At 72.9% G+C, this 12,664-nt stretch carries 11 protein-coding genes; 7 read left to right on the top strand and 4 right to left on the bottom strand.

The window, feature by feature from the left end:
- Positions 1-69: 69 nt before the first annotated feature.
- Positions 70-1,350 (bottom strand): outer membrane protein assembly factor BamB family protein, encoded by a 1,281-nt coding sequence (locus tag C4U44_RS36105; RefSeq protein ID WP_160145182.1) that lies wholly within the window; start codon positions 1,348-1,350, stop codon positions 70-72.
- Positions 1,351-1,514: 164 nt separating this feature from the next.
- Between C4U44_RS36105 and C4U44_RS36100 the strand changes: the two genes are divergently transcribed.
- The 5 genes from C4U44_RS36100 to C4U44_RS36080 all read left to right on the top strand — a co-directional run bounded on the left by C4U44_RS36100 (position 1,515) and on the right by C4U44_RS36080 (position 5,749).
- Positions 1,515-2,066, top strand: a complete 552-nt coding sequence (locus C4U44_RS36100; protein ID WP_235032612.1) for a hypothetical protein — start codon at positions 1,515-1,517, stop codon at positions 2,064-2,066.
- Between the two features lie 190 nt (positions 2,067-2,256).
- On the top strand, positions 2,257-3,552 hold the full coding sequence (locus C4U44_RS36095; RefSeq protein WP_103890317.1) for a sensor histidine kinase: 1,296 nt from the start codon (positions 2,257-2,259) through the stop codon (positions 3,550-3,552).
- Positions 3,553-3,601: 49 nt separating this feature from the next.
- Entirely contained in the window at positions 3,602-4,357 is a 756-nt protein-coding gene (locus C4U44_RS36090; protein WP_103890316.1) for a response regulator, read from the top strand.
- A gap of 77 nt (positions 4,358-4,434) precedes the next feature.
- The gene (pip, locus tag C4U44_RS36085) at positions 4,435-5,394 is read left to right on the top strand and encodes a prolyl aminopeptidase (RefSeq protein WP_103890315.1); all 960 of its coding nucleotides are present in this window, start codon (positions 4,435-4,437) and stop codon (positions 5,392-5,394) included.
- A 145-nt stretch (positions 5,395-5,539) separates the two neighbouring features.
- Positions 5,540-5,749 carry a helix-turn-helix domain-containing protein gene (locus C4U44_RS36080; protein WP_103890314.1) on the top strand — a complete coding sequence of 70 codons (210 nt, stop codon included), beginning with the start codon at positions 5,540-5,542 and terminating at the stop codon, positions 5,747-5,749.
- 140 nt (positions 5,750-5,889) lie between these two features.
- On the opposite strand, the gene C4U44_RS36075 is transcribed toward C4U44_RS36080, so the two are convergent.
- Entirely contained in the window at positions 5,890-6,174 is a 285-nt protein-coding gene (locus C4U44_RS36075; RefSeq protein ID WP_103890313.1) for a hypothetical protein, read from the bottom strand.
- Between the two features lie 203 nt (positions 6,175-6,377).
- Entirely contained in the window at positions 6,378-8,741 is a 2,364-nt protein-coding gene (locus C4U44_RS36070) for a GH92 family glycosyl hydrolase (protein ID WP_200823528.1), read from the bottom strand.
- A gap of 215 nt (positions 8,742-8,956) precedes the next feature.
- On the opposite strand from C4U44_RS36070, the gene C4U44_RS36065 reads away from it, so the two are divergent.
- Complete coding sequence (locus tag C4U44_RS36065) at positions 8,957-9,178, top strand: hypothetical protein (RefSeq protein WP_103890312.1); 222 nt, start codon at positions 8,957-8,959, stop codon at positions 9,176-9,178.
- Positions 9,179-9,266: 88 nt separating this feature from the next.
- Positions 9,267-10,085: an SAM-dependent methyltransferase gene (locus C4U44_RS36060; protein ID WP_103890311.1), complete on the top strand. Its 819-nt coding sequence runs from the start codon at positions 9,267-9,269 to the stop codon at positions 10,083-10,085.
- Between the two features lie 145 nt (positions 10,086-10,230).
- Here the strand turns inward: C4U44_RS36060 and C4U44_RS36055 are convergent, their stop codons facing one another.
- Positions 10,231-12,528, bottom strand: a complete 2,298-nt coding sequence (locus C4U44_RS36055; protein WP_103890310.1) for an ATP-binding protein — start codon at positions 12,526-12,528, stop codon at positions 10,231-10,233.
- Between the last annotated feature and the right edge of the window lie 136 nt (positions 12,529-12,664).

Genomic DNA, 12,664 nt, shown 5'->3' with positions numbered 1-12,664 from the left:
CATTATCCGCCCGGGCCGGGGCGGACCGGGCGCGTCCCACGCGCAGCGGTGACGACCTGCGGCGACCCGTCACCGCACCTGACCGGACGGGCTCCCCACGACGAGCAGATCGGCGGTGGTTCCGGCAAGCATGCCGTTCCACCGGACGGTCACCACACCCGCGGCGGCCTGCCAGGGGGCCAGCGCGGTGTCGGGGTCGCCGGGCTCGCTCGACGCGGGTGCGACGGGCGGCAGCCGCATCGAGTCGAGCTGCCGGCCGGTCCGGGCGTCGAGCACCAGCAGGTCGGACGGCGCCGCCTTGGGCGCCCGGTTGCTCGCCAGCGGGGCCTGCTGGACGACGTACACCCGGCCGTCCTCGATCAGCGGCAGCCCGAAGCGGGTGCCCTTCGCCGGATGGTGCGTCCAGGCCGTTCTCCGGCCGGCGACGTCGTAGGCCACCAGCGTCCCGTCGAGCGCCCGGACGGTGTTGTCGACGGACAGCATGATGCCGTCACCGGCCGCGACCGAAGGACGCAGCGCGGGCAGCGGCCAGGTGCTCACGTGGGGAGCGCGGCCCGCGACGTCCACCACCGCGCCGACCCCCTCCCCGCTCCACAACGACGTGACCAGGGTGTGGTCGTCGACGGGGCGCAGGTGGTTGATGCCACTGTCCACCCGCCAACCGACCGCACCGCTGTGCGTGTCGAACGCGAGCAGCGGCAGGTCGTCGTCGCTGTCGCCCTTCCCGGCGCACTTCGCCCGGGCCACCACGACGCCGCGCATCGCGAACACCCCGCCCGAGGACAGGGTGCAGTCCTTCGGGACGGCCCCGCGCCACACCCGCTTGCCGCCGTCCTCGGCGAACGCGGTGATCCCGTTCACGCTCTCGACCACCACCAGGCCGCTGACCACGTCGATCGCGGCGAACGTGTTCGAGGAGCCGACGGGGTCGCCGTAGGTCACCTTCGTGTGCCAGCGCGGCTTCCCGGTGCGGACATCGATGGCCGCGACCACCCCGTCGCGCCACCAGGTCGCGACCGTGCGGCCGTCGCCGGTGAAGTCGACCTGGCCGAGATCGGTGCCGCTGCGGCCGTAGCGCCAGTACACCTTCCCCGTCTCCAGGCCGCGCGCGACGATGCCCTCGGCCGCTTGGTCGATGGACAGCCCGCCGTCCACCCCGTAGGACTGCGAGGTCTGCCGCACCACCCGGCCGGGCGCTGCCGGTGCCCCGCTCGCCGCCGCGGTGGGGAAAGCGCCCTGCGGTCCGCCTGCCTGTTCGTGGTAGTCCGGCCCGCCGCGCAGCACGAGCCAGCCGCCCACCGCCAGCGCGGCGACCACCACGGCCGCCAGGACCGCACGCGCCTTCGACATCCTCATCGTTGCCCCCGTCGTGTCGATGATCCGGGCAGCCTACGGGTCCGGCGGGACACCCACCGCCTCACCCCGCGGGTGGAGGGGGGTGGAGGCGCGGGTTCCACCTGCGTTCCATCCGTGGGTTGAAGGAAGCGGGGCCGTGGAAGCGGATGCTCGTTGCCATGACCACCACCGACTGGATCCTCGACATCGTCCTCGTCCTCATCGTCTTCCGGCAGATGCGCGAGGAGCGGCTGACCGCCCGGACCGTGCTGCTGCCGCTGGCCATCATCGGCTGGGCGGCGACCACCTACCTCCACCACATCCCGACCGCGGGCAACGACCTGCTGCTGGCGGGTGCGTTCGCCGCCGCGGGCATCGTCTTCGGTGTCTTCGGCGGGCTGCTCACCCGGGTGCGGGTGGTCGACGGCCAGGTCCGCATCCGCGCCTCGCTCGGCGCTGCCGCACTGTGGGTGGCGAGCATGGGCTTCCGCCTCGGCTTCGCCGTCTGGTCCTCGCACCCGTCCGGCGAGACCCACCTCGCCCACTTCTCCGCCGCGCACCACATCACCAGCGCGCAGGCGTGGGTCGTGGCGCTGATCCTGATGGCCTTCGGTGAGGTCGTGGTCCGTCTCGGCACCATCGTCGTCCGCGGGCAGCTCCAGCTCGCCCGGGCCCGCCGCGAGGGATCCGGCGCCCCGGCCCCGCAGACCCGCCCGGGCGCGTACGTGTGATGCCCGACCGGGACGGCGTCCCCCTGCGGCCCGCTACGGCAGCGGTCGCGGGGGGACGGTGCGTAGGGTGCAGTCCGGCGGGCCCTCGGGCCGGCAGCGCGGAAGGCCGGCAGCTCGGCGGGGCACCCTCGTGGACGGTGGACCTCATGAGGTGCGTGCCGCTCGGGACGCTCGTGAACGGAGTACGGGAATGACGAACACCTGGTCGGCGACGGGGCAGGACCGCTTCCGGTTCACCCGCCGGGACCTGACGGGCGCCTTCGCCATGGTGCTGTGCATGGCGGTGTCGGTGGTCGCCGCGCCCGGGACGGTGCTGAAGGTGGTCGTCGCCGTGCTCGGGGTGTTCGCCGAGCTGGGCATGCTGCTCGGCCGCCGCATCCTCGCGCCGGACCGGGCCGTGTTCGGGGTCGGGCTGACCATCGCCACCGGCTTCGCCATCATCCTGCTCGCCCCCCAGGGGCTGGGCGAGATCCCGGTACTGGCCGGCGCCGCGGTGCTTCCGCTGTGCGTGCCCGACGGCCCCGTGCGCGGGGCGGCCGTAGCGGTGGTGGCCGTCGGCTTCGGGGTGGCGATCATGGTGATCTCGGGCAGCGTGGTGGGTCTGCTGGCCGGCGTCGGCGCCTGGTTCATCGCCGACCGTACGGTGGAGCACGCCGCGCTGCAGGCCGAGCGGGACCGGGCCGTGGCGCTGCTCGCGGAGCTGGAGGCCAACCGGCTCGCGCGGCTGGAGGCCGCGGCCGTCGAGGAGCGCGGCCGGATCGCCCGCGAGATGCACGACGTGCTGGCGCACAGCCTGGCCGGCCTGTCCGTCCAGCTCCAGGCGGTGCGGGCGGTCGCCGCCCGGGAGGGCGCGTCCCCGGTGCTGACCGAGCCGCTGGACCGCGCGGCGGAGCTGGCCCGCGACGGGGTGCAGGAGGCCCGCGCCGCGGTCGGCGCGCTGCGCGCCGGGCCGCTGCGCAGCATCGACGACCTCGCGGCACTGGTGAGCGGATTTCCCGGCAACGCGCAGCTGCGCGTCACCGGCCGCCCCGGGCGGCTGGCCCCCGAGGCGGGGCACGCCGTCTACCGGGCGGTGCAGGAGGCGCTGACGAACTCCGCCCGCTACGCGACCGGCAGCGCGGTGGAGGTCAACGTCGCCTGGGACGCCGGCGAGGTCCGCGTCGCCGTACGCGACCACGGTCTGCCCGCCGGCCGCAGCCCGTCCGGCGTCCAGGGAAGCGGCAGCGGGCTGCACGGCATGACCGAGCGGATCGAGCAGGCCGGTGGCAGCGTGTCCGCCGGGCCGGCTTCCGACGCACCGGGCTGGCGGGTCACCCTGCGCGTGCCGGTGGCGGCGTCCGGCGCGCCCCTCGCACCGGCCCGGCCCGAATCCCGTACGCCCGCGCCCGACGCGGAGGGTGGGACGGAGGGCGACACGTCGAGTGACGCGGCGAACGGCAGGGACGATGGCGGGGCGGGCGGTGCGGACGGGAAGATGGGGGAGTGAACGCATCGGCCGCCGCGGGCGGGCCGGGCCGGGGTGAGGAGACGGACGGGTGACGATTCGGGTGCTGGTCGCCGACGACCAGGCGGTGGTGCGGGACGGCGTGGTGCTGCTGCTGACCTCGGCCGGCGACATCGAGGTGGTCGGGCAGGCGGGCGACGGTCGGGAGGCACTGCGGCTGGCCACCGAGACACGGCCCGACGTCGCCCTGGTCGACCTGCGGATGCCCGAGCTGGACGGCGCCCAGGTGACCGCGGGCATCCTGAGCGCGGACCTCGGCACCAGGGTGCTGATCCTGACCACGTACGCCGACGACGACGCCGTCCTCCCCGCACTGCGGGCCGGGGCCGCGGGCTACCTGACCAAGGACGCCACCGGCGAGGCGGTCCTCACCGCCGTGCGCGACGTGGCCGCCGGCCGTACCGTCCTCGACCCCGCGGTCCAGCGCCGGCTGGTCCAGCTCCTCGTCGACGAGCCCGCCACCACGGCTTCGCAGGCGCCGCGCGGGCCCGCCGGCGCGGCAACGACCCCCGCACCGGTTGCCGTACCGGCCTCCCCACGGGAGGGCGCGAGGGAGGGTGGGGACGCGGTACCGCCGGAGGCCGAGGGCCTGACCCGGCGTGAGGTGGACGTGGTGCGGCTGGTGGCCAAGGGTCTGAACAACCGTCAGGTGGCCCGCGAGATGGTCGTCAGCCAGGCCACCGTCAAGACCCACCTCAACCACGTGCTGTCCAAGCTGGCCCTGGAGGACCGCGGCGCGCTCATCGCCTGGGCCTGGCGCAACGGCCTGGCCACCACCGACCAGTAGCCCGCCGCCCGGAACCCCAGGTCCCGCCGCCCCCAAAGCCCAAGTCCCGCCGGACGTACGCGATTAGGGTCGGGAGCATGGTCGACTTCTACCCTCCGACAGGTCCCTACGACTCCGGGTTCCTCGACGTCGGCGACGGCAACCGCCTCTACTACGAGCAACTCGGCAACCCCCGGGGCAAACCCGCCCTGATGGTCCACGGCGGCCCTGGCGGCGGTGCGATGCGCCGGCCGACGCGGGCCTGGGACCCCGACGCGTACCGGATCATCCGCTACGACCAGCGCAACTGCGGCCGGAGCACCCCGCATGCCGGCGACCCGGCCGCCGACATGAGCCGCAACACCACCCGCGACCTGATCGACGACATGGAGCGGTTGCGCGAACACCTCGGCATCGACAGGTGGTTGCTCAACGGCGCCTCCTGGGGCCCGACGCTCATCCTGGCCTACGCGCAGCAGTACCCCGAGCGGGTCACCGAGATCATCATCATGTCGGTCATGACCTCCAGCCGCTCCGAGATCGAGTGGCTCTACCGGGGTGCCCGGCGGTTCCGCCCCGAGGCGTGGCAGCGGTTCCGCGAGGGCGTACCCGAGGGGGAGCGGGACGGCGACCTGCTCGTGGCCTACGCGCGGCTGATGGAGCACCCCGACCGGGCGGTCCGCGCGAAGGCCGCCGCCGAGTGGCTCGCCTGGGAGGACGCGGTGATCACCGGCGAGCCCAACGGCACTCCGGGCATGTACAGCGACCGCGAGGTCGACGCGCAGATCGCGTTCGTCCGGATCTGCGCGCACATCTTCAGCAACGGCGCCTGGCTGGAGGAGGACCAGCTGATCCGCGACGCGCACAAGCTGGCCGGCATCCCCGGGGTCATCGTGCAGGGCCGGCACGACATGGGCTGCCCGGTCGGGACGGCCTGGGAACTGGCGGCGGCCTGGCCCGGCGCCCGGCTGCACATCATCGAGGACTCCGGCCACGCCGGGAGCGACGCCCTGGGCCAGGTGGTCCGGGACGCCATCGAGTCGTTCAAGGACCGCTGAGCCGCTCCCCGAGGGAACGCTCCACCGCGTCCGGGAAGCTGCATGCGAACTGCCTGGTTCCGCGGCCGCCGCTCGGGTGGGATGGGGTCAGGCAGGAGAGCGCTCCCTCGGGGTGGGGGCGCCTGCCGCAGAAGAGGGGACTTCCATGCTCACCACACGGGAACTGCGGATCGCCGAACTCGCCGCCCGCGGGCTGTCGAACCAGGAAATCGGGGAACGGCTCGGCCTGCCCTCGCGCACCGTCGGCGCGTGCCTCTACCGGATCTTCTCCCGGCTGGGAGTGACGGCACGGGCGCAACTCGGCGAGGCGCTCAAGGAACACGTGGCGCCGGCGCCTGCCGCGTGCGTGGTGTGAGCCCGGCGGTTCGAGGGCGCCGGCGTTCACCCACCCGCGGCTGCCGCGCCGGCGCCGCCGCGGGCCCCTGACGACATCGATGGGGAATCCGGACCACCGACAGGCTCCGGGTGTGGCACGCCCGCGAGGCGCGCTCGCCGTCACGCGCTGGCCACGACCTCCCCGGCCATGACCTCGGGAGGGTGGGGGAGCAGCGCGGCGAGGTTGTCCCGGACGAAGTTCGACGCCCTCATGATGGACTCCTCGGCCCCGGCCCGGTCCTGGAAGACGCTGGTGGAGACCATCACCCCGTTCCCCGCGTCGAGCCAGTAGTAGGCCACGAAGCCGGTGACCTGCCGCATCAGCGGCACGAATCCCTCGTTGACCAGGCGCGCCGCCTCGACCGGGTCGGTGACCCCTTCATAGCGCCGTACCGCTGCGTACATGGCCCGTCTCCTCCGGTTCCAGGTTCGTCGCCCCTGACACGGCGTACCCCCGGGGAGGCCGTCGGGCTCACCCGGTGCGCGGTAATCACCGGAAGGGCCGCTTCGCGGTGGGCCGGACGGTGAGGTGGGGACGGGGGTGGTGGAGGACGGACGGGGGTGCGGTCCCTCCGGCGAGCCGGCCGGAGGAACCGCACCACGGATCGTCAGTCCTGGGACAGGGCGGGCGGAGCGGCGTTCACCCCCCAGTCCGTCGGCTGGGCGGACAGGCCGATCCTGATGGTCCCCGCGTGCAGCAGATCCTTGTGGGACAGCCAGCTCTGGTCCAGCGTGCCCTTGTTCGTGCGCACGGAGGAGACGTACTGCAGCTTCGAGGCGTCGGCGCCCGCGGCGTCGATCCTGATCGTCTGCCCGTGCGCCGGCCGGATCTCGACCTTGTCGAACATCGGCGCGCTGATCACGTAGGTTGCCGAGCCCGGCTGCGCCTCGAAGACGCCGGCCATCGCGAAGACGAGCATCGACGAGGTGGCGCCGAGGTCGTCGTTGCCGGGCATGCCGTACACCGTGTCGGTGAAGAGCGTCCGCAGCGCGCGCAGCACCGCCGAGGTCTTCCACGGCGCGCCCGTCCACGTGTACATCCACGGAGCGCTGAAGTCGGGCTCGTTGTTCGGGTTGAAGGCGAAGTTGTTGTGGTAGTCGTAGGCGCCGGTCACCCAGGAGTCGGCTGCGGCCTTCGCCGGGTCGGTGAGCACGGTCGGCATGTCGAAGAACTTGTCCAGCCGCTGCTCGGCCTGGGCCTGACCGCCCATGAGCCCGAAGAGGGTCTGCGGGTCCTGCTGGGCGAGCCACTGGTACTGCCACGCGGTGCCCTCGTGGAACGGCGCGGTCTGGGTGGGGTCGGAGGTGCCGGCGACGGAGCCGTCGGCGTTCCTCGCGACCGGGAACCCGGTAAAGCCCTGCGAGGTGACGTCGGTGTCCCAGAGCGTGCTGAAGTTGTCGCAGCGCGCGGCGAGCGTCGCCGCCTCGTCCTGGTGGCCGAGGCTCCTGGCCATCGTGGAGAGCGCGCAGTCGGCGAGCGAGTACTCGAGCGTGGCCGAGCCCGCCTGGCGGCTGTCGCCGTAGGTGTACCCGGGCAGGTTCTGGTAGGCCACCCAGCCGTTCTTGACGTACGACGGGTTGCCGTCGCGGCCGCGGAAGATCGACTGGTCGGCCGGCACCTCGTTGACGTTCTTCCACAGCGCGTCGAAGAGCTGGTTCGCTGTGCCGCGGTCGAGCAGGCCGCGGTTGTAGATGTCGACGATCCACGGGGTGATCGGGTCGCCGCTCATGACGTTGGTCTCGCTGTTGGCGAGCGCCCAGCGCGGCAGCCAGCCACCGTCCTGGTAGATGTGCAGCACGGATCTGGCCATGTCGGCGGCCCGTTCGGGCTCCAGCAGGTCCACCAGCTGGTTCTGCGAGCGGTAGGTGTCCCAGAGCGAGAACATCTGGTAGTACGTCGAGGCCGACGTGTGCACCTTGTCGTCGAAGCCGCGGTAGCGGTTGTCGACGTCGGACCCGATCGCCGGATCCAGCAGCGAGTGGTAGAGCGCGGTGTAGTACGTGCGCTGGTCGGCGGTGCTGCCGCCGGCCACCCGCATCCGGCCCAACTCGTCCTGCCACGCGATGTGCGCGGCGTCGCGGGCCCTGTCGAACGACTTCGGCTGCTCGGCGCTGCGGTTGAGGCGCGCACCGTCGATCGAGGTGTAGGAGAGGCCGACCGAGGCCCCGACCTGGCCGCTCTTCGACGGGTCGAAGGTCACCCAGGCGCCCGCCCGCTGGCTGCCCCGCGACGCGTCCCGCTGGTCGGGGGTGAGGGTGTTGTCGGTCCAGGTGCCGAAACTGGAGAAGGTCCGGTCGAACCGGGCGCTGAAGAAGATCTTGTAGCGCTCCTTGCCGGTCTCCCCGCAGAAGTTGCCTCCCTGCAGCCAGCCCTCCACGGTGTCGTTGCCGACCACGTGGACGTCACCGGCGTAGGTGCTGCCGTTGCTCTGGCCGACCTCGATCAGGACGTTCTCGGGGCCCGACCCCGAGGGGTAGGTGTAGCGCTGCTGGCCGGTCCGCTCGGTCGCGGAGAGCTCGCTGCGGATGCCGTTGTCGAAGGTCACGCCGTAATAGCCCGGCGCCCGCGTCTCGTTGTCGTGGCTGAACTTCGCACCGTACTGCGCCGGGTCCGACGAGGTGACGGCGCCGGTGGTCGGCATGAACCGGAAGTTGCCCATCGTCTGGCAGCCGACGCCCGACAGGTGGGTCATGCTGAAGCCGAGGATGCTGCTCTGCGCGTAGTCGTAGGAGGCGTACTGGTTCAGCTGCGTGTCCGGGCTCAACTGCACCATGCCGAACGGGACCGCGGCGCCGGGGAAGGTGGTCCCGTCGCCGTTGTTGCCGATCGAGGTGTCGACCAGCGTGGTGGGGTCCTTGGCGAACTTCGGCCCGTTCTCGGCCGCGTCGGCGACGCCGCCGGCGGCTGCGGAGGCCACCGTGACGGTCATGGCGAGCATCAGGGCGGCACACGCGCGTTTCCACGCTCTCATCGCGATCCTTTCGTGCGACAACGTTGTCACTCTCGCGCGATCGATCCTGACTGCTTTGGCGGTGTCCCGTCAATCCCCGGTGGTCAGGGGCCGATCGGGGATTGACGGCGCCGAATCGGCGGATGGCAACAGGAGTTCGACAGGAGTTCGGCCGAAGGCTTGGCGGACCGGCTCGGCTTGTCGGTACGCTCAGCCTGTCTGAGCCAGGAGACAAGGTGATCGAGTTCGCGTCGTACCGCAGGGCTCCGCGCGAGCGTGCCGAGGAGCTGCGCGCCGGCCGGGCGCCGGGGAACTCGTGCGCGGGACCGGCCACCCGGATGCTCCCGGCGCGCCCGGCGGGCGAGGGATTCCCCTCGGCCCGGGCTGGACACGTGCCGCCCCCGGCCGGGCCCTGGCGCCCCGCCGGCACCCACGGCGGCCGCCGCACCGGACGCTGACTCCGGGGCCCCGGACCCGCGGCCGCCTTCGGGCACCCGCTCCGCGCAGCACCGACAACGACCAGCAGGGCACAGGGAAGGAACGGCGTTGACCGACCAGGGATTCTCCGTCGAGGAGATCGACACCGGCAGGCCCCATCCGGCCCGCATGTACGACTTCTACCTCGGCGGCAAGGACAACTACGACGTCGACCGCGAGGCCGCGCAGCGCGTGATCGACCTGTTCCCGGACATCGTGCCCATGGCGCGGGGCAACCGGGAGTTCATGCACCGCGCCGTGCGGTACATGGCCGACAGCGGTATCCGCCAGATCATCGACATCGGCACCGGCATACCCACCTCGCCCAACACCCACCAGATCGCGCACGAGGTGTCGCCCGAGGTCCGGGTCGCGTACGTGGACAACGACCCGATCGTCGCGACGTACGCGGGGGCGCACCTGCTGGGCGCGGGGCACACCGGCTTCCTCCTCGGCGACGTGCGCGACCCGGAGAGCATCCTGCGGCACCCGACGCTCAGCGAGCTGATCGACTTCGACCAGCCGGTCGGGTTGATGCTGGTCGCCATCCTGCACTTCATCCGGGACGACGAGGACCCCGCCGGGCTGGTCGCCGCCTACCGGGACGCACTGCCCGCCGGCAGCCACCTGGTCCTCAGCCACACCACCGGCGACTTCCACCAGCTGGACGGCGACGCGGGGGAGGCCCGGGACGTCTACCGGGACAAGGGGGCCACCGCCACGCTCACCCTGCGCTCCCACGATCAGGTGCGGGGCTTCTTCGACGGCTTCGAGCTGGTCGAGCCCGGGCTGGTGCAGCCGCCGCTGTGGCGTCCCGACGGCCCGGTGCCGACGGACGAGGAACTGGCGCACGTCGGCTTCTACGGCGGCGTCGGCATCAAGTCCTGACTCCTGCGCCTCCGGCCGTACCCGTGTACCCCCCACGCACCGGCGCCACGCACCCCGTGCGGCGCGCCGGCCGCACGCGTACCTGCGGCGCGGGTGGATCCGGACGGCGGGCGGTTTTCCGGCGGCCGGACGTTCGCCCGGACCGTCAGCGTTCGGGGGGCTCGGGCTCAGGCTCAGGCTCAGATTCAGGTTGAAGTTGAGGTCGAGCTTGAGGTTGAGGCAGGGCCTCGGCCTTGGCGCGCATCTCGGCGGCGCGCGCGACACGGAGGGCGCCGAACAGGTCGGCGGCCCGCGCCCAGCTCGCCCGGGCGTCCTCGGTCGCCCCGAGTTCCAGCTCGGCGGACGCGAGGTTGTCCAGCACCTCGGCCTGCATGTAGTCGTCGTGGAGTTCGACGAAGATGTCCAGCGCCTTCCGGTAGCCCGCGACGGCGGCATGGAGATCGCCCATCCGCTGCCGGACGTAGCCGATGGTGTCCCAGACCGCCGCCTCGTTGCGCTGGTCCCCGAGCTCGCGCAGGACGGGCAGCGTCTCCTCGGACCTGGCCATGGCCTCGTCGTGGCGGCCGAGCAGGGCCAGGCACCAGCTCTCGTGGGTGAGGACGCGGCCGATCTCCTCGCGGTGACCGAGGGACCGGGCGATCACCAAGGCCCGGCGGGTGTGCCGCAGGGCATCCTCGTGGCGGCCCTGTCGGGACCGGAACCAGCCCATGTTCCGCTCGGCGCGCGCCTGCTGTTGCGGTGTCAGCCGGTGCAACTGGCCGAGCATCAGGTCGAGCGGCTCGTCGGCGTCGTCGGGACGCCCCGTCTCCACCAGCGCGCGGGCCAGGTTGTGGCAGCTCCTGACGATCGCGACCGGGTCGTCGAGCGCGAGCGAGCCGTCCAGCGCCCTGCGGGTGGCGGTGATCTCCTCGGACCACCGGCCCGCGACCATGGTCCAGCTGACCCACTCCAGCGTGACGTCGATGCGGTGGCGCACCAGCTCCGGGCTCTCCAGGGAGCGCAGGGCCGCCGTGGCGGTCGCCTCCTCCTGGCGGTACCAGGCGAGCCCTTCCTCGCGGCTGTCGATCGCCACGTGCACGACCCCCGGCACCGGGTCGTCGGGAAGCTGGTACGGATCCTGCCCGATGAGGCGGTTGACCGTGCAGGCGTTGTGGCGGAGGTAGTCCAGCAACCGCGCCTCGGCGGCCAGGCCGTCGTCGTCCTCCTGCTCGACGAGTTCGGTGCCGTAGGCGCGGACCAGGTCGTGCAGCACGTAGCGGCCGTGGGCGTCCCGGGAGAGCAGGCTGGCCGAGGTGAGTTCCCGCAGGTGCCGCCGGGCCTGCGCGAGGTCCACGCCGGCGAGGGAGGCGGCGGCGTGCGCGGACACGGCGGGTCCCGGGTGGACGGACAGGTACCGGAAGAACCGTGCCGTCCCGGGGGTCAGCGCCTGGTACGACCGCGAGAAGACGACCCGGACGTCGACCCGCTGGTCCTCGGTCGCAAGGGCATCCAGCCGGGGCCGGGCCTCCCGCAGTTCCCGGACCGCCAGCCGCAGCGGCATCAGCGGCTCCGCACCGAGCTGGACCCCGACGACGGCGACCGCCAGCGGCAGGTACCCGCACAGCGCGACCAGCTCGGCGGCGCCCTCGGGTTCCCGCCGGCAGCGCTCCGCACCGATCCGCGCGGCCAGCGCGGCAAGGGCCTCGGCCTCGGTCCACACGTCCAGGCTGACGAGGGAGGCGCCCTCGGCCGCCGCGAGACCGGAGAGCTGGTTGCGCGAGGTGATGATGGTCAGGCACCCCCGGGAAGCGGGCAGCAGCGGTCGGATCTGCTCGGCGTTCCGCGCGTTGTCCAGGACGACGATCAGCCGCGCGGACGCGGTCCGCTCCCGGAACAGGGCGCTGCGCTCGTCGGTGCCGGGCGGGATGTCGCTGCTGGGAACCCCGAGGGCCCGCAGGAACCCGCCGAGGGCCTCGCCCGGGTCGACCGGCGTGCCCGGATGCTCGAATCCCCGCAGGTTCACGTACAGCTGGCCGTGCGGGAAGCGGTCGGCCACCTGGTGCGCCCAGTGCACGGCGAGCGCGGTCTTGCCGACCCCGGCCATGCCGCCGATGGCGGAGACGACCACGTGGCCGCCGTCGGCGGCGACCTGGTCGGTGGAGGCGAGGACGGCCTTCAGCACCTCCTCGCGGCCGCGGAAGGCGGCCAGGTCGGGCGGGAGCTGCTGCGGGACCTGGTGGCTCCGCCGGGCCGCGGCCTGGAGGAGGAGCCGCCGCTGGTCCTCGCCCAGTTCGAGCGCGTCCATCAGCTCCCCGAGGGTCGCCTGCCGCGGCAGGCTCCTGCCCCGCTCCATGTCGCTGATGGCGCGCACGCTCACCCCGGACGCCTCGGCAAGGCTCTCCAGGGTGTGCAGGGCACGCTGCCGTGCCGCCCGAAGCAACTCCCCGAAAGTGCTCCCGTCCATTCCCACCTCTGCCGCCGACAGCCCCTGCGACCAGATATTTCCATACATCCTTTTTCGGGATCCAATAGCGGAGCAAACGTCCTTCCGGACGGAGCGCCGCCGGGGCGAGCACGATTCCGGCGCCAGGTCCGAGCCC

Source organism: Actinacidiphila yanglinensis, from assembly GCF_900107965.1.
In the GTDB taxonomy this organism is placed as follows: domain Bacteria; phylum Actinomycetota; class Actinomycetes; order Streptomycetales; family Streptomycetaceae; genus Actinacidiphila; species Actinacidiphila yanglinensis.
The sequence above is the reverse complement of the archived record's forward strand: the minus strand, read 5'-3'. Positions and strand labels throughout refer to the sequence as shown.

What these genes read in the sequence shown, in the direction of transcription:
- C4U44_RS36100 (WP_235032612.1), top strand. Translation starts at nt 1,515, where the DNA reads ATGACCACCACCGACTGGATCCTCGACATCGTCCTCGTCCTCATCGTC.
- C4U44_RS36105 (WP_160145182.1), bottom strand. Translation starts at nt 1,350, where the DNA reads ATGTCGAAGGCGCGTGCGGTCCTGGCGGCCGTGGTGGTCGCCGCGCTG.
- C4U44_RS36070 (WP_200823528.1), bottom strand. Translation starts at nt 8,741, where the DNA reads ATGAGAGCGTGGAAACGCGCGTGTGCCGCCCTGATGCTCGCCATGACC.
- C4U44_RS36095 (WP_103890317.1), top strand. Translation starts at nt 2,257, where the DNA reads ATGACGAACACCTGGTCGGCGACGGGGCAGGACCGCTTCCGGTTCACC.
- C4U44_RS36055 (WP_103890310.1), bottom strand. Translation starts at nt 12,528, where the DNA reads ATGGACGGGAGCACTTTCGGGGAGTTGCTTCGGGCGGCACGGCAGCGT.
- C4U44_RS36080 (WP_103890314.1), top strand. Translation starts at nt 5,540, where the DNA reads ATGCTCACCACACGGGAACTGCGGATCGCCGAACTCGCCGCCCGCGGG.
- C4U44_RS36075 (WP_103890313.1), bottom strand. Translation starts at nt 6,174, where the DNA reads ATGTACGCAGCGGTACGGCGCTATGAAGGGGTCACCGACCCGGTCGAG.
- pip (WP_103890315.1), top strand. Translation starts at nt 4,435, where the DNA reads ATGGTCGACTTCTACCCTCCGACAGGTCCCTACGACTCCGGGTTCCTC.